The organism is Actinomadura craniellae (genome assembly GCF_003289645.1).
GTDB classification, from domain to species: Bacteria; Actinomycetota; Actinomycetes; order Streptosporangiales; family Streptosporangiaceae; genus Actinomadura_D; species Actinomadura_D craniellae.
Map to the genome: position 1 here is coordinate 174,352 of NZ_QLYX01000015.1, position 20,892 is coordinate 195,243.

At 72.4% G+C, this 20,892-nt stretch carries 20 protein-coding genes; 15 read left to right on the top strand and 5 right to left on the bottom strand.

Annotation, left to right across the window (positions count from 1 at the left end):
• Positions 1 to 4: 4 nt before the first annotated feature.
• From DPM19_RS27550 to DPM19_RS27565, 4 genes are read right to left on the bottom strand one after another with little or no spacing between them, the layout of a single operon-like run.
• Positions 5 to 667 (bottom strand): urease accessory protein UreF, encoded by a 663-nt coding sequence (locus tag DPM19_RS27550; protein WP_111870959.1) that lies wholly within the window; start codon positions 665 to 667, stop codon positions 5 to 7.
• Positions 668 to 679: 12 nt separating this feature from the next.
• Positions 680 to 2,392: an urease subunit alpha gene (locus DPM19_RS27555; protein ID WP_111870960.1), complete on the bottom strand. Its 1,713-nt coding sequence runs from the start codon at positions 2,390 to 2,392 to the stop codon at positions 680 to 682.
• The gene (locus DPM19_RS27560) at positions 2,385 to 2,738 is read right to left on the bottom strand and encodes an urease subunit beta (RefSeq protein WP_111870961.1); all 354 of its coding nucleotides are present in this window, start codon (positions 2,736 to 2,738) and stop codon (positions 2,385 to 2,387) included. The genes DPM19_RS27555 and DPM19_RS27560 overlap by 8 nt, the downstream gene beginning before the upstream one ends.
• Positions 2,735 to 3,037, bottom strand: a complete 303-nt coding sequence (locus DPM19_RS27565; protein WP_111870962.1) for an urease subunit gamma — start codon at positions 3,035 to 3,037, stop codon at positions 2,735 to 2,737. The genes DPM19_RS27560 and DPM19_RS27565 overlap by 4 nt, the downstream gene beginning before the upstream one ends.
• 406 nt (positions 3,038 to 3,443) lie before the next feature.
• Between DPM19_RS27565 and DPM19_RS27570 the strand changes: the two genes are divergently transcribed.
• From DPM19_RS27570 to DPM19_RS27590, 5 genes are all read left to right on the top strand, one after another.
• Positions 3,444 to 5,051, top strand: coding sequence for a flavin monoamine oxidase family protein (locus DPM19_RS27570; protein WP_111870963.1), 1,608 nt, complete (start codon positions 3,444 to 3,446; stop codon positions 5,049 to 5,051).
• Between the two features lie 7 nt (positions 5,052 to 5,058).
• Positions 5,059 to 5,709 carry a Rid family hydrolase gene (locus tag DPM19_RS27575; protein ID WP_111870964.1) on the top strand — a complete coding sequence of 217 codons (651 nt, stop codon included), beginning with the start codon at positions 5,059 to 5,061 and terminating at the stop codon, positions 5,707 to 5,709.
• Positions 5,710 to 5,772: 63 nt separating this feature from the next.
• Positions 5,773 to 7,629 (top strand): DNA primase, encoded by a 1,857-nt coding sequence (gene dnaG / locus DPM19_RS27580; protein ID WP_111870965.1) that lies wholly within the window; start codon positions 5,773 to 5,775, stop codon positions 7,627 to 7,629.
• A 71-nt stretch (positions 7,630 to 7,700) separates the two neighbouring features.
• The gene (gene rpoD, locus DPM19_RS27585) at positions 7,701 to 8,846 is read left to right on the top strand and encodes an RNA polymerase sigma factor RpoD (protein ID WP_111870966.1); all 1,146 of its coding nucleotides are present in this window, start codon (positions 7,701 to 7,703) and stop codon (positions 8,844 to 8,846) included.
• Positions 8,847 to 8,996: 150 nt separating this feature from the next.
• A complete protein-coding gene (locus DPM19_RS27590; RefSeq protein ID WP_111870967.1) occupies positions 8,997 to 9,440 on the top strand; it encodes a YbjQ family protein in 444 nt (147 codons plus the stop codon).
• A 12-nt stretch (positions 9,441 to 9,452) separates the two neighbouring features.
• On the opposite strand, the gene DPM19_RS35465 is transcribed toward DPM19_RS27590, so the two are convergent.
• Positions 9,453 to 10,715: a molecular chaperone DnaJ gene (locus DPM19_RS35465; RefSeq protein ID WP_158566914.1), complete on the bottom strand. Its 1,263-nt coding sequence runs from the start codon at positions 10,713 to 10,715 to the stop codon at positions 9,453 to 9,455.
• Positions 10,716 to 10,904: 189 nt separating this feature from the next.
• Between DPM19_RS35465 and DPM19_RS27600 the strand changes: the two genes are divergently transcribed.
• The 10 genes from DPM19_RS27600 (at position 10,905) to DPM19_RS27640 (ending at position 20,834) form a co-directional block, all read left to right on the top strand.
• On the top strand, positions 10,905 to 11,480 hold the full coding sequence (locus DPM19_RS27600) for a TerD family protein (protein ID WP_111870968.1): 576 nt from the start codon (positions 10,905 to 10,907) through the stop codon (positions 11,478 to 11,480).
• Positions 11,481 to 11,509: 29 nt separating this feature from the next.
• The gene (locus DPM19_RS27605; protein WP_111870969.1) at positions 11,510 to 12,088 is read left to right on the top strand and encodes a TerD family protein; all 579 of its coding nucleotides are present in this window, start codon (positions 11,510 to 11,512) and stop codon (positions 12,086 to 12,088) included.
• Positions 12,089 to 12,124: 36 nt separating this feature from the next.
• Positions 12,125 to 13,216 (top strand): DUF475 domain-containing protein, encoded by a 1,092-nt coding sequence (locus DPM19_RS27610; protein ID WP_111870970.1) that lies wholly within the window; start codon positions 12,125 to 12,127, stop codon positions 13,214 to 13,216.
• Between the two features lie 34 nt (positions 13,217 to 13,250).
• A complete protein-coding gene (locus DPM19_RS27615; RefSeq protein WP_111871002.1) occupies positions 13,251 to 13,829 on the top strand; it encodes a TerD family protein in 579 nt (192 codons plus the stop codon).
• A gap of 74 nt (positions 13,830 to 13,903) precedes the next feature.
• Positions 13,904 to 15,058 carry an HpcH/HpaI aldolase/citrate lyase family protein gene (locus DPM19_RS27620; RefSeq protein WP_111870971.1) on the top strand — a complete coding sequence of 385 codons (1,155 nt, stop codon included), beginning with the start codon at positions 13,904 to 13,906 and terminating at the stop codon, positions 15,056 to 15,058.
• On the top strand, positions 15,055 to 16,461 hold the full coding sequence (locus tag DPM19_RS35875) for a phosphoribosyltransferase family protein (protein ID WP_199485312.1): 1,407 nt from the start codon (positions 15,055 to 15,057) through the stop codon (positions 16,459 to 16,461). Before DPM19_RS27620 ends, DPM19_RS35875 begins: the two co-directional genes overlap by 4 nt.
• The gene (locus DPM19_RS35880; RefSeq protein WP_199485313.1) at positions 16,458 to 17,597 is read left to right on the top strand and encodes a cysteine protease StiP family protein; all 1,140 of its coding nucleotides are present in this window, start codon (positions 16,458 to 16,460) and stop codon (positions 17,595 to 17,597) included. The genes DPM19_RS35875 and DPM19_RS35880 overlap by 4 nt, the downstream gene beginning before the upstream one ends.
• A complete protein-coding gene (locus DPM19_RS35470; protein WP_158566915.1) occupies positions 17,594 to 18,433 on the top strand; it encodes an HAD family hydrolase in 840 nt (279 codons plus the stop codon). The genes DPM19_RS35880 and DPM19_RS35470 overlap by 4 nt, the downstream gene beginning before the upstream one ends.
• Positions 18,434 to 18,531: 98 nt before the next feature.
• Positions 18,532 to 19,452: an LLM class flavin-dependent oxidoreductase gene (locus DPM19_RS27635; RefSeq protein ID WP_158566916.1), complete on the top strand. Its 921-nt coding sequence runs from the start codon at positions 18,532 to 18,534 to the stop codon at positions 19,450 to 19,452.
• Positions 19,453 to 19,592: 140 nt separating this feature from the next.
• On the top strand, positions 19,593 to 20,834 hold the full coding sequence (locus tag DPM19_RS27640) for an extracellular catalytic domain type 1 short-chain-length polyhydroxyalkanoate depolymerase (protein ID WP_111870973.1): 1,242 nt from the start codon (positions 19,593 to 19,595) through the stop codon (positions 20,832 to 20,834).
• The last annotated feature ends 58 nt before the right edge of the window (positions 20,835 to 20,892 follow it).

Below are 20,892 nucleotides of genomic sequence, written 5' to 3' on the forward strand. Positions count from 1 at the left end.
TCGGTCAGGATTCGAACAGGCGCAGGTCCGCCTGCAGATGGAACTCGGCGAACAGGTCGAGCATCGGCGCGCTCGCCGCGGGCAGCTCCGCCCAGCCGCCGGCCGCGGCGGTGGTCGCCCGCGCGGCCACCTCGTCCACCTCGGCGGCGAGGTCGGCCAGCGCCCGGTGCACCGCCAGCGGGTCCAGCCCGAGCAGCCGCACGGCCGCCGACGCCGGGCCCGTCACCGACCCGTAGGCGGTGATCGCGGCGGCCCGGTCCGGCCCGCCGCCGGCCGCGGCGACGGCCACGCCCAGCACCACCGGATGGTGCGGGTCGCCGCCCAGCGCGGCCAGCGCCGGATGCGGCCAGGCGCCGCGCACCACCCGCAGCAGGGCCCGGCCCTGGGCCCGGGACGCCCGGCGCTGGGCCGGGGAGGGGGTGCGGGCGTCCGCCTCGGCGTCCAGCAGGTCCCATCGCGCGCCGTGCTCCCGGGCGTGCGCGCAGGCCGCCGCCGCCAGCGCCGCCGCGACCAGCCCGCAGGTGGCCAGCCGGCCGCGCAGGAAGCCCGCCAGGTCGGCCACGCCGGTCACCGCCCCGGCCGCCGCGGCGGGTTCCAGCCCGCCCGAGTGGGCGTGCCCCCCGGCGGGCAGCCGGGAGTCGGCGAGCAGCAGCAGCGCGGTGTCCATGTCAGCGGCCCATCAGAACAGGAAGTACCGCTGGGCCATCGGCAGTTCGGTCGCCGGGGCGGGCTCCACCTCGTCGCCGTCGATCGTCACGGTGAAGGTGTCGGGGTCGACCTCGATGCGGGGGAGCGCGTCGTTGAGGGGCATGTCGAGCTTGCCGACCCGCCGGGTGTCGCGGACCGGCGTCAGCGCCCGGCGGACCGCCAGCCGGTCGGCCAGCCCGTCCTCGATCGCGGCCGGCGCCACGAAGTGCACCGACGTGGCCGCCGCCACCGCCGGTGCGGCGCCGAACATCGGCCGGGGGAGCACCGGCTGCGGGGTCGGGATGGAGGCGTTGGCGTCGCCCATCGCGGCCCAGGCGATCACACCGCCCTTCAGCACGGCATGCGGCCGGACCCCGAAGAACGCCGGGTCCCACAGCACCAGGTCGGCGAGCTTGCCCGGCTCGACCGAGCCCACCTCGGCGTCCAGGCCGTGCGCGACGGCCGGGCAGATCGTGTACTTGGCGACGTAGCGGCGGGCGCGCAGGTTGTCGGCCGGCCCTTCCAGCGCGCCGCGGCGGGCCTTCATCACGTGCGCGGTCTGCCAGGTGCGCAGCACCGTCTCGCCGATCCGGCCCATCGCCTGCGAGTCCGAACCGATCATCGAGATCGCGCCCAGGTCGTGCAGCACGTCCTCGGCGGCCATGGTGGTCGGCCGGATCCGCGACTCGGCGAACGCCAGGTCCTCGGGGATCGCGGGCGACAGGTGGTGGCAGACCATGAGCATGTCGAGGTGCTCGTCGAGGGTGTTCACGGTGTGCGGCCGGGTCGGGTTGGTCGAGGACGGCAGCACGTTCGGGTGCGCGGCGACGGTGATGATGTCGGGTGCGTGCCCGCCGCCGGCCCCCTCGGTGTGGTAGGCGTGGATCGACCGGCCGCCGATCGCGGCCAGCGTCGAATCGACGTAGCCGGCCTCGTTCAGGGTGTCGGTGTGCAGCGCCGCCTGCACCCCGGCCGCGTCGCAGACCCGCAGGCACGCGTCGATCGCGGCGGGCGTGGAGCCCCAGTCCTCGTGCAGCTTGAACCCGGACACCCCGCCGCGCAGCTGCTCCCACATCCCTGCTGCGGAGACCGTGTTGCCCTTGCCGAGCAGCGCCACGTTGAGCGGCACGCCGTCCAGCGCCTCCAGCATGCGCGCGGTGTACCAGGAGCCGGGGGTGACCGTGGTGGCCTTGGTGCCCTCGGCCGGGCCGGTACCGCCCCCGATGATCGTGGTCACCCCGGCGCCCAGCGCCTCGTCGATCTGCTGCGGGCAGATCAGGTGGACGTGCGAGTCGACGGCCCCCGCGGTCAGGATCCTGCCGTTGCCCGCGATCACCTCGGTGGACGGGCCGATCACCAGGTCGGGGTGGACGCCGTCCATGATGTCGGGGTTGCCGGCCTTGCCGAGCGCGGTGATCCGGCCGTCGCGCACGCCCACGTCGGCCTTGACGATCCCCCAGTGGTCGAGCACCACCACCCCGGTGATCACCAGGTCGGGGGCGCCCTCGGCCCGGGTGGCGCGGGACTGGCCCATCGACTCGCGGATCACCTTGCCGCCGCCGAACACCGCCTCGTCGCCGGCGCCCGGGCCGCGGCTGCGGTCCTCGGTCACCTCGATGAACAGGTCCGTGTCGGCCAGCCGGATCCGGTCTCCGGCGGTCGGCCCGTACAGGGCCGCGTAGCGGGCGCGGGACAGCTCAGCCATCGAGGTCTCCGGTGTCGTCGGGGGTGCCTTCGAGGGCGCCTTCGAGGCGGAGGCCCGGGACGACCCGGCGCCCGGCCAGCGGTACGAGGGAGACCTCGCGGGTGATGCCAGGTTCGAACCGGACCGCGGTGCCGGCGGGCACGTCGAGCCGGTGGCCGCGGGCGGCCGCCCGGTCGAACTCCAGCGCCGGGTTGGCGGCGGCGAAGTGGTAGTGCGAGCCGACCTGCACCGGCCGGTCGCCGGTGTTGACCACGGTGACGGCGATCCGGGGCCGGCCGGGGTTGAGTTCCACCGGTTCCGCGCCCGGGATGACCTCCCCGGGTGCCCCGGGGGCGGGGCCGCTCACGGGATCGGCCGGTGGACGGTGACGAGCTTGGTGCCGTCGGGGAAGGTCGCCTCGATCTGCACGGAGTCGAGCATCTCCGGCACACCTTCCATCACGTCGTCACGGGTGAGCACGGTGCGCCCCGACTCCATCAGCTCGGCCACGCTGCGGCCGTCGCGCGCCCCTTCCAGGACGTGCACGGCGATGATCGCGGTGGCCTCGGGGTAGTTCAGCCGGAGCCCGCGCCCCCGCCGCTGCTCGGCGACCGAGGCGGCCACGTGGATGAGCAGGCGTTCTTGCTCGTGTGGAGTGATCAGCACGGCTCCTGACGCTACTTTCCCGGGCCACCTTCCAGGAACGCCTGTATTGCGGATTTAACTGTGATTTCACATGGGCAGGGTGGCGCGGCGGATCACCGGCGGGGACGTGACGTGGCCGTACCCGGGCCGAAACGTGTTGACAATGCCAGTCAGCAAAAGTGATCCGTACGGCTCCTTCCGGCACGGTGCGGGCCGGGAGGGCACTAGAGTCGGGCGGGCGCTTTCGCGGGGCGCCCGCCCGAGGCTCGGGCGTGCCTGAATTTTGGCAGCTTCTGCCCGCAGTGATCTTGTCGAAACATGTTGATCATCTACGGGTGTCGCGCGAAATGTCCGTATTACCCCAAAGTGCTCCGTACGTAATAGATCGCTCCAAGACTCCTTGCCGTCTCATTCTTGGAGGTGTTCCTTGCCGAAGACGGCAGAACCACAGGGGTACAGCAGGCGCGGCTTCCTGACCCGGGTCGGCGCGACCGGTGGCGCGGGGGCGATGTTCGCCACCATGGGCGCGCTGGGACTGGCGCCCAGCGCGGAGGCCCACACAAAGGTTCCCTTCCAGCCCCCGCAGCAGTCGGACTTCCGGCTGCGCGGCCGCGGCGCGGCCAAGGTGCTGGTGCTGGGAGCGGGGGTGGCCGGCCTGGCCGCCGCCTACGAGCTGGGCAAGGCCGGCTACGACTGCACGATCCTGGAGGCCCAGGACCGGGTGGGCGGGCGCAACCGGACGCTGCGCGGCGGCGACCGGCTCGAGGAGATCGGCGGCGCCACCCAGCGGATCGGGTTCAGCAAGGACGTCTATCTCAACGCCGGTCCGGCCCGGATCGCGCAGTGGATGACGACCATGGACTACTGCCGGGAGCTGGGCGTCCCGCTGGAGGTCTTCACCAACAGCAACGCCTCGGCCTACATCTACAACGAGTCGGCCGGGATGACCGCCCCGGTGCGCTGGCGCACGGCCAAGGCCGACGTTTTCGGCTACATCTCCGAACTGCTCGCCAAGGCCACGGACCAGGGCGCCCTGGACCAGCGGCTGACCAGCACCGACAAGGAGCGGCTGCTGTCGTTCCTGTCGGGCTTCGGGGCGATCGGGAACAAGGCCGCCGGCTACGCCTACACCGGCACGGAGCGGCGGGGCTACACCGTCGATCCGGGCGCCGGCGACCAGGTGGGCACCGTGCTCGGCCCGCCGCCCTCCCTGTCGGAGGTGTTCGCCAGCGGGGTCGGCCGCTCGTTCTCGTTCGAGTTCGGCTACAGCCAGGCCATGCTGATGTTCCAGCCGGTGGGCGGCATGGATGCCATCCCGCGGGCGCTCGCCGACGCGCTCGGCAAGCACAAGATCCGCACCGGTGCCAAGGTCACCAAGATCACCAACCTGGCGTCCGGGGTGAAGGTCGAGTACGTCCAGCACGGCAGGACCCGGGTGGTCGAGGCCGACTACTGCATCGCCACACTGCCGCCGCAGATCCTCGCCAAGATCCCGCACAACCTCGGCGCGAGCGTGCAGGCGGCGCTGGCCACCCCGGTTCCCGCCTCCACCGGCAAGATCGGTCTGGAGTACGGCAGCCGCTGGTGGGAGACCGACGAGGACATCTACGGCGGGATCACCAACACCGACCTGGACCTGTCCACCATCTGGTACCCCTCGCACGGCTACGGCACCCGGCGCGGGCTGGTCGTGGGGTACTACAACTTCGGCGCCGCGGCCAACGCGTACGCCGCGCTCACCCATCCCGAACGCCTCGCACGCGCGCTCGACCAGGGCGCCAAGATCCACGGACCGCGGTACAAGACCGGGATCACCGCGTCCGCCTCGATCTCCTGGAGCCGGCAGGAGCACATCGAGGGCGGCTGGATCGGCTGGCCGTCCCGGGGCGCGGAGTACAAGCTCCTCAACCAGCCGCAGGGCAACGTCTACTACTCGGGTGACTGGCTCAGCTACGAGATCGCCTGGCAGCACGGCTCGTTCGAGTCCGCACGCAAGGTCGTCACCGAACTCCACCAGCGCGTACTGAAGGGATGACCGAGGGATGACCGTGCGCAGGACCACCATCGCGGGCGCAGTGTGCGCCGCCGTCCTCGTCGGCACGATGGGCACCGCCTCGGCCGGCCCGTGGTTCCGGCCGCCCAAGCACGACGAGGTCAAGCCGATCCTGCCGGAGGGCCAGTCCAACCCGCTGATCGCCAACGGGGTGGCCATCGGCCCCGCGGCGACCACCTACGCCTCCAGTGGGCTGGGCCCGGCGGGGGCCAACACCGCCGCTCCGGCCGGCACCCCCGAGCGTTACATCGACTTCCCCGGCGGCACGCTACCGCCGGGCGTCACGATCACCGAGGCCCAGGCGATCAACGCGCTCAAGCAGATCAAGGCCAACCTGGAGGCGGTCGGGCTCACCCCGCGCGACGTCATCTCGATGCGCGCCTACCTGAGCAACCCGCCCGGGGCCGACGTGGCCGACTTCAACGGCTGGAACCGCGCCTACCGGCAGTTCTTCGCCAACGTCGACCTGGTCACCCGCCAGCCCGTCCCGGTGCCGCTGGGCAGCGCGGCCCCCGCGCCGCCGATGTACGTCAACGCGGCCCGCCCGTCCCGGGCGGCCCTGGAGGTCGAGAACCTGCCGGTCGCCGGCTGGCTGGTCGAAGTGGAGGTCGTCGCCGTCTACTCCGGCAAGAAGAGGTAGCCCGCACCGGAGCCCGGCGGCCGCGCGCCGCCGGGCTCCCCGCACGGGACTAGACTCGCCGTCGTGGCAGGCCGGATTCGCGATGAGGACATCGCGCTCGTACGGGAGCGTTCACCGATCGCGGACGTGGTGGGGGAGTACCTCCAGCTGCGCAACGCCGGCGGCGGGAACCTCAAGGGGCTGTGCCCGTTCCATGACGAGAAGTCGCCGTCCTTCAACGTCACCCCGAGCCGGGGGCTGTACCACTGCTTCGGCTGCCAGGCGGGCGGCGACGCCATCTCCTTCATCATGGAGATGGAGCACCTGTCGTTCGCCGAGGCGGTCGAGCGGCTGGCCGCCCGGGCCGGGGTGCGGCTGCGCTACGCCGAGGGCGGCTACACCCCCCAGCGCGACCAGGGGCAGCGTGCCCGGCTGGTCGAGGCGCACCGCGCCGCCGCCGAGTTCTACACCGACCGGCTGGGCTCCCCCGAGGCCGAGATCGGCCGCCGGTTCCTGGCCGAGCGCGGCTTCGAGGCGGCCGACGCCGAGCGGTTCGGGGTCGGCTACGCGCCCCGGGAGTGGGAGGCCCTGGTCCGGCACCTGCGCGGGTGCGGCTTCACCGACCGCGAGCTGGTCGCCGGCGGGCTGGCCAAGGAGGGGCGGCGCGGGCCGATCGACCGGTTCCGGGGGCGGCTGATCTGGCCGATCCGCGACCTGTCCGGCGATGTGATCGGCTTCGGCGCGCGCAAGCTGTACGACGCCGACGACGGGCCCAAGTACCTCAACACCCCCGAGTCGCCGATCTACAAGAAGAGCACCGTCCTGTACGGCGTGGACCTCGCCAAGAAGGAGATCGCCCGGCGCCGGCAGGCCGTGGTGGTCGAGGGCTACACCGACGTGATGGCCTGCCACCTGGCCGGGGTGCCCACCGCGATCGCCACCTGCGGCACGTCGTTCGGCGACGAGCACATCAAGATCCTGCGCCGGCTGCTGATGGACCAGGACGAGTTCCGCGGTGAGGTGATCTTCACCTTCGATGGCGACTCGGCCGGGCAGAAGGCGGCGCTGCGCGCGTTCGAGGGCGAGCAGAAGTTCGTCACCCAGACCTTCGTGACCGTCCAGCCCGACGGGCTCGACCCCTGCGATCTGCGCATCACGCAGGGGGACGCCGCGATCCGCGACCTGGTCGCCTCCCGGGTGCCGCTGTTCGAGTTCGCCGTCCGGGACGCGGTCGAGCGCCACGACCTCGACACCGCCGAGGGCAGGCTGGCCGCGCTCGACGCGGCGGCACCGGTGGTCGCCGCGATCAAGGACCGGGCGCTGCGGCAGATGTACGCGGTCAACCTCGATCGCTGGTTGGGCATCATGGACGAGGAGTTCGTGCTCCGCCGGGTGCGTGAGCACGCGGCCCGGGCCGCGGGCCCCCGCCGGGCGGCCCGGCCCGAGGAGCGGCGTCCCGCCCACGATCCGGCCGACCCGGCCGTCCAGGTGGAGCGCGAGACGCTGAAGCTGGCGGTGCAGCATCCGGGCGTGCTGGGCCCGGGGTTCGACGCGCTGCCGGCCGAGGTGTTCACCGTGCCGCCGCACCAGGCGGTGCGCCGGGTGATCGCCGAGGCCGGTGGGGTCGGTTCGGCCACCGGGGGCGACTGGGCGGTGCGGCTGCGCGAGGCGGCGCCGAACGACGAGGTCAGAGCGGTGATCACGGAGCTCGGGGTGGAGCCGCCGAGGTTCGGCGAAAATTCGGTCGACCGATATGCAGCAGAACTATTGGCCAGAATTCAGGAGCGCCAGCTCACCCGGCAGATCACCGAGCTGAAGTCCAAACTCGGTCGGCTGAATCCGGTCGATCTTCCTGAGGACTACCACCGGCTGTTCGGCGATCTGATCGCCCTCGAACAGCAGAGACGCATGCTGCGGGAGCGCGGGCTGGGCGGCCTGTGACCGGATGGTCGGAAAAATGGGCCCTGTGATCTAGGCCCTTCTTGACGCACACTGTCACTGTGGGCCCTACGGTGCTGCCCAGCGAGGCGCCATCGATTGACCAGGTGGCGGACCTCGTCGCACGTGGCAGAGAACGCGGCGGTGTGACCGTCGACGATGTCGCTGCCGCACTCGATCGCTCCGACTTGCCGGCCGACTCGCTTGAGCGGGTCGTCCGGATGCTCGCAGAGCAGGGGGTAGAGGTTCTCGAGTCTCAGCAGGAGACCGAGGAACTCACGCGAGCGGACGAGGGAGACCTCAACAAGCGGGCGCCGACGAGCGACCTGGTCCGTATTTACCTGCGGGAGATCGGTCGCGTACCGCTGCTCACGGCAGAAGACGAAGTCGAACTAGCCAAATCGATAGAGGCGGGACTGTTCGCCGAGGAAAAGATGGTGCGCGCCACCATCATGTCCCGGATGGAACGGCTCGACCTCGAACTGCTCGCCCGCGAGGGGATGCGGGCGAAACAACGCCTGATCGAGGCCAACCTGCGCCTGGTGGTGTCCATCGCCAAGCGCTACGTCGGCCGGGGCATGCTGTTCCTCGACCTGATCCAGGAGGGCAATCTCGGGCTGATCCGTGCGGTCGAGAAATTCGACTACACCAAGGGATACAAGTTCTCGACCTACGCCACCTGGTGGATCCGCCAGGCGATCACCAGGGCGATCGCCGACCAGGCCCGGACGATCCGGATCCCGGTCCACATGGTGGAGACCATCAACAAGCTGGTCCGGGTGCAGCGGCAGTTGCACCAGGACCTGGGCCGGGAACCGGTCCCCGAGGAGATCGGCGCGGAGATGGGGCTGTCCCCCGAGCGCGTCGTCGAGATCCAGCGGATCGCCCAGGAACCCGTGTCGCTCCAGTCGCCCATCGGGGAGGAGGACTCCGACCTCGGCGACTTCATCGAGGACGCGGACGCTGTCGTGCCGATCGAGGCGGCGGCGTTCCTTTTGCTCCAGGACCAGCTGGAGGACATCCTCGCCACCCTGTCCGATCGCGAACAGCGCATCATCCAGCTCCGCTTCGGGCTGGCCGACGGGCACCCGCGCACCCTCGAAGAGGTGGGCCGGGAGTTCGGTGTGACCCGCGAGCGGATCCGGCAGATCGAGTCCAAGACGCTCGCCAAGCTGCGCCATCCCTCCCGGGCACAGATCCTGCGCGAGTACCTGGACTGAACTGGTCCCGGGCACGCGGCCCCGCCGCCGGAACGGGGTCGCGCGCCCGGGATCGAGGTCATGGCCGCACCTTCGCCGGACCGGCGACGGTTCCGCGCGTTACGCCTTATTCATCACGACTTTGTCACCTGAGTGGATTACGGTGGGGGCATGCTGATCGTGACGACTGACGCGCTGCCGGGCTACGACATCAAGGCGGTGCACGGCGAGGTGCTCGGGGTGGCCGTTCAAAACGATCAGGCCAGGCCCGCCGCCCCGGGCGGCGCCTACCGATCCAGCGGGGAGTTCGGCGTGGGCCTGGCCCAGGCCCGCCGCGAGGCCCTCCACCGGCTGGCCGAGGAGGCGCGGCGCAAGGGCGCCAACGCCGTCATCGGCATGGCCTTCGACAACGCGTTCGTGGCCGGCGGTGCGCACGAGGTGTGCGCCTACGGCACCGCCGTCTGGGCCGAGCCCCAGCAGGGCACCGGCACCCAGCCGCACGAGATGCCCCGGCACGAGCCCCACCAGCCGCCTCCCTACGAGCCCCAGGCCGGCGGCCCCCCGATGATCGCCCGCAACCTCACCATGGGCTGGCAGGGCGACCGCCGGGGCTGACCGGCTCTCTTTTCAGGAGGCGCCGGCGGCGCGTTCGGCGCGGATGCGGGCGACGACGTCACCGGCCGCCGTCCTGATCGCGTCGAGTTCGCGCAGGTAGGCCCAGTAGTCCGGGTGCGCTCCCCGCAACCGGTCGCGGGCGCCGTCGAGCCGCTCGACCAGCGCGTCCAGAGCTCGGGCATGCTCGGGCGGGGCACCGCCCGGCAGCGAGACGGCCAGCCGCTGCGCGTCGCGCACGGCGAACCTGACGGCCTCGGCCGGCGCGGCCGGGTCGGCCGAGGCGGCGTCGAGCTCGGCCACCCGGCCGGTGACCTGCGCCGCCCGCCGGTCGGCCGCCGACAGTTCGGTACGGGCCGCGGTGAGCGCCCGCTCCGCCGCCGGCCACTCGCCCCGGGACACCAGCCGCTCGGCCTCGGCGATCCGCTCGCGGGCCCGGGCCAGCCCCTCCTCGATCGCGGCGGGCGCGCCGCGCAGGTCCTGCCAGCAGGCCTGCGCGTAACCGCGCAGCAGGCGCCGCATGGCGGCCTCCACCGGCTCCAGCCGGCCGGCCACCGCCTGCGCCCGGGTCCGCACGGCGGTCACCGAGTTGCGGATGTTCTCGACCCGCTTTGGCAGTTCGGCGGCCTCCCGGGCCGCGTCCTCGGCCAGCCGCCGCACCTCGTCGGCCCGGTCCAGTGCGCCCGACAGGCCGAGCCCGCCCAGGCCGCGTGAGCCCAGCACCTCCAGCCCGGTCCGGGCCTGGGCCAGCGTCTCCTCGGGCTGGGCGACATCCAGCCCCGCCGCCCGGGCGGCGGCGACGGCGGCACCGGCCGCGGTGACGGCCTCCCGGGCGGCGGTGAGGCGGGGCGGCAGCATGTCGAGCGCTCCCTCCAGCCGCCGGATCCGGGGCGCCAGCCGTTCGGCGAAGCCGTCGAGGTCGGCGGAGCGCCGGACGAGCCGCTCGGTGACGGCGGCGAAGGCGCGCCGGGCGGCGTCGTACTCGGCCGGGGTGCGGTCGTCGCCGGAGAGGTCGTGGCCGTCCAGCACCGCGATGTACGCGGCGGAGGCGCCGTCGGCGGCCTCCTTCAGGGCGGCGAACTCCCGTTGCGCGCCGGCCGCCGCGGCGGCGTCGAGGTCGGCGAACACGGTGACCCGCCCGCCGATGAAGCGCAGCGCCTGCTCGAGTTGGACGAACGCGTCCGAGGCGGCGTCCCGGGCGTCGTGGGCGGCGGCGGCCGCCCGGGCGGAGTCGGCCCCCCGCCGGCCGCGGCGGCGTGGTTCGCCGGGTTCTCGCACGCTGCTCTCCTCGCCTCCTGCCCGTCTCCCCAGTTTCGCGCACACCCGGCGATCTGTTCACCGCTCGGCCCGGTGCTTTTCCGCTTGAGGCGGACCGATGCCCGGCAAGGGAACGGATAGGCTCCCTTGCGACGTCATTAGAAGGTAGATGTCTGTCAACGACGACACGAAAGCGACTCGGAGGCCACTGTGGGTGTCAGTCTCAGCAAGGGCGGAAACGTCTCCCTCACCAAGCAGGCTCCTGGGCTGACCGCGGTCACCGTGGGGCTCGGCTGGGATGTCCGCACCACGACGGGGGTGGACTTCGACCTGGACGCTTCGGCCCTCGTGCTGGACGCCCAGGGCAAGATCCTCTCTGACCAGCACTTCGTGTTCTTCAACAATCTCCGCAGCCCCGAGGGCAGTGTCGAGCACACCGGTGACAACACCACCGGTGAGGGCGAGGGCGACGACGAGCAGATCAAGGTGAACTTCGCCTCGGTTCCGGCCGAGGCCACCCGGATCTCCTTCGCGGTCTCGATCTACGACGCCGACACCCGCAGCCAGAACTTCGGCCAGGTCCGCAACGCGTTCATCCGCGTGGTGAACCAGGGCGACAACTCGGAAATGGCTCGCTACGACCTCTCGGAGGACGCCTCCACCGAGACGGCCATGGTCTTCGGAGAGCTTTACCGCAACAACGACGAATGGAAGTTCCGTGCCGTCGGCCAGGGTTACGCGTCGGGGCTGGCCGGCATCGCCATGGACTTCGGCGTCAACATCTGACCACTCGGATCACAGGGAGTAGTTCGACCATGGGAGTTTCCCTCGCCAAGGGCGGTAACGTCTCGCTGTCCAAGGCCGCCCCTGGCCTGACCGCGGTCGCCGTCGGGCTGGGCTGGGACATCCGGGCCACGACCGGCGCCGACTTCGACCTCGACGCGTCGGCCCTGCTGCTCAACAGCAGCGGCAAGGTCATGTCCGACCAGCACTTCGTGTTCTTCAACAACCTGCGCAGCCCCGACGGCTCGGTCGAGCACACCGGTGACAACCTCACCGGTGAGGGCGAAGGCGACGACGAGGTCGTCAACGTCAACCTCGCCGGCGTCCCTGCGGAGTGCGAGCGCATCGTCTTCCCGGTCTCGATCTACGACGCCGACAACCGCGGCCAGAGCTTCGGCCAGGTCCGCAACGCGTTCATCCGCATCGTGAACCGGGCCGACAACAACGAACTGGCCCGCTTCGACCTCACCGAGGACGCCTCCACGGAGACGGCCATGGTCTTCGGCGAGCTCTACCGCTACAACACGGAATGGAAGTTCCGTGCGGTCGGTCAGGGTTACGCCTCAGGTCTGGCCGGTATCGCCATGGACTTCGGCGTCAACGTCGGATAACGACGTTTCCGCTCCCCGCCTAGCAGAAATATTCGCATGATTCTTCGCACCTTCGGGTGGTCGTTCACCATCACCGGCCTCGGCCTGATCGCCGCCTTCCTGTACGGCGGCGTCTCGGGGTTCGTGCTGGTGGCGATCCTCGCTGTTCTCGAGATCTCGCTGTCCTTCGACAACGCCGTCGTCAACGCCAAAATCCTGGAACGGATGAGCGCGTTCTGGCAGAAGATCTTCCTCACCATCGGCATCGCGATCGCCGTCTTCGGTATGCGGCTGGTCTTCCCGCTGGCGATCGTCAGCATCACCGCGCAACTCAGCCCGATCGAGGCGATCGAGCTGGCCTTCACGGACGAGAAGGCCTACGCGGACCAGATGCACGACGCCTATCCGATGATCGCCGCGTTCGGTGGGATGTTCCTGCTGATGCTGTTCCTCGACTTCGTCTTCGAGGAACGCTCGGAGAAGTGGCTGCCCTGGCTGGAACGCCCGCTGGCCCGGATCGGCAAGCTCGACCAGCTCTCGGTCGTGATCGCCGGCGTCGCCCTGGCCGCGATCAGCGGCTACTTCGCCGACAACCCCGGCGAGGTGATGATCGCCGGTGTCCTCGGCATGGTGACCTACATCCTGGTCAACGGGCTGGGCGAACTGTTCGCCGAGGCCGGTGAGGACGAACTCGAGGAGGAGGGGGAGAAGAGCTCGGGTCCCAGCGAGCTGGCCGTGGCCACCGGCAAGGCCGCCTTCTTCCTGTTCCTCTACCTGGAGGTGCTCGACGCCTCGTTCTCCTTCGACGGTGTCATCGGCGCCTTCGCGATCAGTACCGACCCGGTGGTCATCCTGCTGGGCCTGGGCATCGGCGCCATGTACATCCGGTCGCTGACGGTCTTCCTGGTGCGCAAGGGGACGCTGCACGAGTACGTCTACCTTGAGCACGGGGCGCACTGGGCGATCGGTGCGCTGGCGACCTGCATGCTGATCAGCATCGGCTCCCACGTCAACGAGTGGATCACCGGTGGGCTCGGTGCGGGTCTGATCATCGCTGCGTTCGTCACGTCGGTGCTCCGTAACCGCCGCGAGGGGGCGGCCGAGGAGGCCGGCAGCGAGGACAAGCCCCTGCACACCACGCAGGTGTGATGGTCCCGTAAGCACGGACGAAGGGACGATGACGATGTCGATCTCGCTGCAGAAGGGGCAGCAGGTCTCCCTGGTCAAGCCCGGGGGAGGCACGCTGTCGCGGGTGCGCATGGGGCTCGGCTGGGATGCGGTCGTCAAGAAAGGCCTGTTCGGCAAGGGCCGGCCGCAGACCATCGACCTCGATGCCTCCTGCCTGCTGTTCGACGCCGGCGGCAACCTCGCCGACGCGGTGTGGTTCCGGCAGCTGCGCAGCAAGGACGGCTCGGTGGTGCACACCGGCGACAACCTGACCGGGGAGGGTGAGGGCGACGACGAGTCCGTCCAGGTCGACCTGGCCCGGGTGCCGGGCAACATCACCCAGCTGGTGTTCACCGTCAACTCCTTCACCGGGCAGAACTTCTCGCAGATCGCGAACGCCTTCTGCCGGCTGGTCGACGAGACCACCGGACAGGAGATCGCCCGGTACGACCTGAGCGGAGCGGGCCAGCACACGGCGCAGATCATGGCGAAGGTCTCCCGGGACGGCGGGGGCTGGGCGATGAAGGCGATCGGGGCCACCGCGTCCGGTCGTACGTTCCAGCACCTGCTCCCGGCGGTCACGCCGCACTTGTAACAACCCTGGCGGAACGCCGGCGGGCCGTCCGTGCCCGCCGGCGTTCCACCCCCCGCCCGGAAGGGCTTGCGCGAATGCGCCACTTTGACCACATTTCCCCTGAACGGCGCAAACACCTTTTCCACCGCCAGCCGCGCGGTTTCGAGCGGCACGACGACCCCGAGGTGCTGGCGATCGCGCTCGGCGCCACCCTCTACTGCCCCGCCACCCGAACCACGCTGGCCGCCGACATCACCAAGGCCACCGCCCGCGGGGTGCGCAGCCTGGTGGTCTGCCTGGAGGACGCCATCCCCGACTCGGAGGTGTCCGCGGCGGAGGCGAACGCGGTCCGCCAACTGCGCGAGGTCCACGCGGCGGGCACCGATGCGCCGCTGCTGTTCGTCCGGGTGCGCACACCCGAGCAGATCCCCGACCTGATCCGCCGGCTCGGCCCCGCGGCCGGGCTGCTCACCGGGTTCGTCCTGCCCAAGTTCACCGGTGCGAGCGCCCCGTTCCTCGACGCCCTCGCGGACGCCGGGGCGAGCGCGGGGCAGCGGCTGCTGGCCATGCCGGTGATCGAGAGCCGGGAGGCGGTCTACCGCGAGACCCGGACCGAGATGCTGCACGACGTGGCCCGGCTGCTGGCCAAGCACCAGGACCGGGTGCTGGCCGTACGGCTCGGCGCCACCGACATGTGCGCCGCGTACGGGCTGCGCCGCCCGCCCGACCTGACCATTTACGACGTCCACCCCGTGGCCAGCGTGATCGGCGATGTGATGAACGTGCTGGGCCGGGCCGACCCGACCGGGTTCGTCATCACCGGCCCGGTCTGGGAGTACTTCTCGGCCGGTGAGCGGATGTTCAAACCGCAGTTGCGGCAGGCGCCGTTCGAACGGCAGGACGCCACCACCCTCCGGCAGCGCCTGATCACCTCGGACCTGGACGGGCTGATCCGCGAGGTGCACCTCGACAAGGCGAACGGCCTGATCGGCAAGACGGTGATCCATCCCAGCCATGTCCCGGCGGTGCACGCCCTGTCGGTCGTCACCCACGAGGAGTACTGCGACGCCGCCGACATCCTGGGCGTGCGCGGCGGCGGCGCGATGGCCAGCAGCTACGCCAACAAGATGAACGAGGCCGGACCACACCGCGCCTGGGCCGAGCGGCTGCTACGCCGGGCCCACGTGTTCGGGGTGGCCGCGCCCGACGTCACGTTCGTGGAACTGCTCGAGGCGGCGGCCGGCGGATGACCGAACGGACATGGCCGGGGGAGTGGGTGTCCGCCCGGCTCGGCGTCACGCTGCACGACGGCGGCCACGACGGCCACGGCGGTGACCGCGCGTCCGGGACGGGCCTGGCGGACCTGGTCGGGCTGGCGGTGCGCCGCAACCCGCGCCGCGCGCACCTACTGGTGTCGGCGGTGCTCGGCAAGCACGTACCGACCGACCCGCGGCTGGTGTACGGCGCGGGCCTGCTGCTCGGCGAGCTCGTCCACGCCACGCTCACTGGCCGGCCCGCCCGGCGCGATCACCCGCTCGGCTCGGCGCTGGCCGGCCGCCCCGGTTCGGCCGCCGCGCTGCGCGACCGGTCGCGCGGCCCGCGCCCGCCGGTGGACGCCCTGGTGATCGGGTACGCCGAGACCGCCACCGCGCTCGGGCACTCGGTCGCCGACGCGCTCGGCGCGGCCTGGTACCTGCACTCCACCCGCCGTCCCGCCTGGGGAATCCGCCCCTACGGGGCGTTCGAGGAGGAGCACAGCCACGCCACCAGCCACCTGCTGCTGCCCGCCCCCGCCGGGCCGCTGCACTCCGATGCCCCGCTGGTGCTCGTCGACGACGAACTGTCGACCGGGACCACCGTGCTCAACACCCTCGCGGCGCTGCACGCGGCCCGCCCGCGCCGGCACTACGTGGTGGCCGCGCTGGTCGACCTGCGCGGCCCGGCCGACCGGGACCGGCTCGCGGCGCTCGCCACCCGGCTGGACGCCCGGATCGACACGGTCGCGCTGGCCACCGGCCGGGTCGGGCTGCCCGCGGGGATCCTCGCGGCGGGCCGTGCACTCGCCGAATCGCTCACCGACCCCGCGGCCCGGCCACCGGAGCCCGGCCGGAACCGGGTGACCCGGGTGGAGATCGGCTGGCCGGACGGGCTGCCGGACGGCGGCCGGCACGGGTTCACCCCCGAGCACCGGGCGGCACTGGAGAAGGAACTGCCCGCCCAGGCGGCCCGGCTGGCCGCCGAACTGCCCGCGGCGGCGCGGCGGGTGCTGGTGCTGGGCTTCGAGGAACTGATGTACGTGCCGCTCCGGCTGGCCGAGGCGCTGGCCGACGCCCTGCCCCGGGCGGCCGTGCGGTACTCCACCACCACCCGCTCCCCGGTGCTGGCGGTCGACGACCCCGGCTACGCGATCCGCACCCGGCTGGCCTTCCCCGCGCACGACGACCCGGCCGACGGCCCCGGCACCCGGTACGCCTACAACGTCGCGCCGGGTGCCGACCCGGCCCGCGCCTTCGACGCGATCGTCCTGGTGGTGGACGGCCCCGCCGACACCCCGGCGCTGGCCGGCGGTCTGCTGCCGCTGCTGGCCGGTCAGGCCCCGGTGCTGCTGGTCACCATCCCCGCGTACCGGCCCGGCCGAAGAGAGGTTCGATGAGACAGGCGGAGATCGTGGGCAGGCCCCTGCGCGGGCCGGAGTTCGGCAGCTACCGGGCCGCCGACGTGGCCTGGCTGCTGAAGGACCTGTCGGCGGCGGCGCTGGAGGCACCCGTCGAGGAGCGCGAGGCGGCGATCCAGTCGGGCCGGGCGCACTACGCCGAGTCGCTGCCGGTGGAGTACCAGCCGGGCCCGGAGTACCGGCGGCTGTTCCACACGGCGCTGGCGGAGTCGGCCGAGCGGCTGGCGTACGCGGTGGGCCTGGTCACCGAGATGATCCTCGCCGCCCGCGGGGGAGAGCCGGTGCTGGTGTCGCTGGCCCGGGCGGGCACCCCGGTGGGCGTGCTGATCCGGCGCTGGGCGGCGTACGCGCACGGGCTCGACCTGCCGCACTACTCGGTGAGCATCGTGCGCGGGCGCGGCATCGACGAGGCGGCGCTGCACTACCTGGCCGCCCGGCACGACCCCGCCCGGGTGATGTTCGTGGACGGCTGGACCGGCAAGGGCGCCATCAGCCGGGAACTGTCCGCCGCGCTGGACGCCCACGCGGCGGCGACCGGGCGGCGGTTCTCCGCCGACCTCGCGGTACTGGCCGACCCGGGCCACTGCACCACTGTGTACGGCACCCGTGCGGACTTCCTGATCCCGTCGGCGTGCCTGAACTCCACGGTCTCCGGGCTGGTCAGCCGGACCGTCCTGAACGCGGAGCTGATCGGCCCCGGCGACTTCCACGGCGCCAAGTTCTACGCCGACCTGGCCGCCGACGACGTGTCGGCGGTCTTCCTGGACACCGTCTGCGCCCGGTTCGGTGACGTCGCCGCCCGGGTGGCCGCCGACCTGCCGGGACACCTGGCGGCCGACCGGACCCCCGACTGGTCGGGCTGGGCCGCGGTGACCCGGATCGGGACCGAGTACGGGGTCGGCGACCCCAACCTGATCAAGCCCGGGGTGGGGGAGACCACCCGGGTGCTGCTGCGCCGGGTGCCCTGGCAGGTGTTGGCGCGCGCCGACGCCGGGGCCGAACTGGAGCACATCCGGTTGCTGGCCGCCGAGCGCGGTGTCCCCGTGGTCGACGTCGATCCCGCCGGCCTGCCGTACGCGTGCGTCGGCCTGATCCGCCCGGGGGCCGGCCGATGAGCGTGCTGGTCTGCTCGGACCTGGACCGGACGCTGATCTACTCGGCGGCGGCGCTGGGGCTGACCGTCCCGGATGCCGCGGCGCCCCGGCTGCTGTGCGTGGAGCTGTACCAGGGCCGCCCGCTGTCGTACCTGACCGAACCGGCCGCCGCGGACGTGGCGGCGCTGGCCGCCGCCGCCACGCTGGTGCCCGTCACCACCCGCACCCCCGAGCAGTACGCCCGGGTGCACCTGACCGCCAAGCCGCCGGAGTACGCGATCTGCGCCAACGGCGGGCACATCCTGCGCGACGGGGCGCCCGACCCCGACTGGTCGGCCGCGGTCCGCTCCGGGCTGGCCGGCTCCGCCGAACTCGCCGAGGTGCACGCGTACCTCACGGGTGTCCGGGGCGAGTTCGTGACGTCCCTGCGGCAGGCCGCCGGGCTGTTTTCCTACGCGGTGGTGGACCGGGCGGCGCTGCCGGCGGGCTGGGTCGAGGAGCTGACCGGCTGGTGCGCCGAGCGTGGCTGGCGCACGTCCCTGCAGGGCCGCAAGGTGTACTGCCTGCCCCGGTCGCTGACGAAGGCGGCGGCCGCCGCCGAGGTGGCCCGGCGGACGGGTGCCCGGGTGATGCTGGCCGCCGGCGACTCGCTGCTCGACCAGGACCTGCTGATGGTGGCCGACGCGGGCATCCGGCCGGCCCACGGCGAACTCGCCGACACCGGCTGGCAGGCGCCGCAGGTGAGCGTCACCGCCGGTTCGGGCGTCGCCGCGGGCGAGGAGATCGCCCGCTGGCTGCTCGACCGTGCCCTCGACCCGGGTTTCGCGCCGGCCGCGGGGGGCTGGCGCGCGCGCTGAGCCGGCGAGCCGGGAAACCCCGAAAACAGGGCCTCGCGAAAACTGCAATGTGCAGTAACAATTCCGGTAATCCCGGTGTCGTATACCGAGGAGGCGGGATGAAGGTCGACCTCGCGGTGGCGGGCCCCGACGTGCGGTACCTCTCCTCGCTCGCCCGGCTGGCCGAGGACCTCGGCTTCGACGCCCTCTGCCTGCCCGAACCCGGCGCGGACCCGTTCGCCCGGCTGGCCCGCGCCGCCGACCGCACCTGGCGGATCGGCTTGCACGCCTCGGTGCCCGTCCCCGGCAGCCCGACCGCGCTCGCCCACCGGGCCGGCGACCTCCAGGAGTACACCAGCGGCCGTTTCGTGCTCGCCCTCGCGCCCCGCCCGGCGGGCTGCACGGTGTCGGCACCGGCCCGGACGCGCCGCGCCGTGACGGCACTGCACACGGCCTGGCGCGACACCCGCGACCGGCCGAAGGTGTTCCTGGCCGCGGTGGGCCCGGGGACGGCCGAACTCGCCGGCGAGATCGCCGACGGGCTGATCCTGCCGGGCTTCACCACCACCCGGTTCCTCCAGGAGATGACGGTGCCGGCACTGGAACGCGGCCTGCGCCGCTCCGGCCGCGGCTGGGACGACCTGGAGGTGGTCGCCCCCGGCCTCGTCGTCACCGGCCACACCGCCGAGGAGCGCGAGCGGTCCGCCCGCCGGGCGCGCCGCGCCATCGCCGCCCACGGCGTGGCCCTCGCCCACCATCCGGTGCTGAAGGCCCACGGCAGGGCCGCGCTCCAGGAGGAACTGCGGGCGCTGGCCGAGCAGGGCCGGTGGTCCGAACTGCCGGGCCTGATCGACGACGAACTGCTGGACGCCTGCGCCGTCCAGGGCCCGCCCGGCGACATCCCCGACCTGCTGGTGGCCCGGTACGGCTCGGTCTGCCGCCGGATCAGCCTCACCGGCCCGCTGCACCACGACCCCGGCACCTGGGCGGCCGCCGTCTCCCGCATCCACGAGATCACCTGCGAACCCGTGCCGTCCTGACGCCGGGCGCGATCGGCATCCGGGACGAGGGCCCCATGCCACGACCGCGAAAAGTGGGGTCGGTGGACATATCAGGGCGACCGGGAGCGACCTAGCGTGCGCGGAAAGGATCGGTGATCCAGGTCACCCTAGGAGCCTCCATGGTCGTCTCCCACCCCGCGCGGCGGTCACGCGCCGCCCTCGCGCTGCTGACCGCCCTGACCACCCTGACCGCGCTCACTGCCCTGGCCGGCCTGCTGGGCGCGGCCCTCACCGCACCGCCCGCCCGGGCCGCCTCCCTGGTGCAGGTCGGCTCGTTCGGCAGCAACCCCGGCAACCTGGCGATGTACAGCTACCGGCCGGACGGCCTGCCGAGCGGCCGTCCCCTGGTCGTGCTGCTGCACGGCTGCACCCAGAACGCGAGCGGCTACTTCGCCAACTCCGGCTGGCGCAAGTACGCCGACCAGCAGGGCTTCACCCTCGTGCTGCCGCAGACCGGCAGCGCCAACAACTCCTCCAACTGCTTCAACTGGTTCCAGACCGGTGACACGACCCGGGGGCAGGGTGAGGCCGCCTCGATCCGCGCCATGGTCGGCCACGCGGTCGCCAGCTACGGCACCGACCCCGCACGGGTCTACGTCTCCGGCCTGTCGGCGGGCGGGGCCATGACCGCCGTCATGCTGGCGACCTACCCCGACGTTTTCGCCGCCGGGTCGATCGGCGCCGGGCTCGCCTACCGCTGCGCCGCCAGCCTGACCCAGGCGTCCGGCTGCCAGTACGGCGCCACCTCCAAGACACCGCAGCAGTGGGGCGACCTCGTGCGCAACGCCCACCCCGGCCACACCGGGCCGTACCCGCGGGTTGCCGTCTGGCAGGGCCAGTCCGACTACACGGTCGTCCCCGCCAACGGACGGCAACTGCGCGACCAGTGGACGAACGTGCGGGGCGTCGCGCAGACCCCCACTTCGACGCAGTCGCTCACCGGCGGCACCACGCTGACGACGTACGGTAACGACGACGTGCGCCTCTACGAGATCGCCGGGATGGGCCATGGCCTGCCCATCGACCCCGGTGGCGGCGCCGACCAGTGCGGCACCGCGGCGGCGTACTTCCTCGACACGATCTGCTCGGCCCATCACGACGTCCGCTTCTTCGGCCTCGACGGCGGGCCCGGCCCCCAGCCCACCCCCACCGTTACGCCCACCCCCACCCCCACCGGAACGGGCCCCTGCGTGCGGGCGAGCAACTACGCCCACACCGTCGAGGGCCGCGCCTACCAGTCCGGCGGCTACACCTACGCCAGGGGCTCCAACAACGCCATGGGCCTGTGGAACACCTTCACGGTCCACGCGCTCCGGCAGACCGGGCCCGACCACTGGATCCTGGCCGACGGCCAGTGCTAGCCCACCCGGCCCAGGAGGCTCGGGTCACGCGTACCGCCTGAGCGAGGAGAGCCCGTGA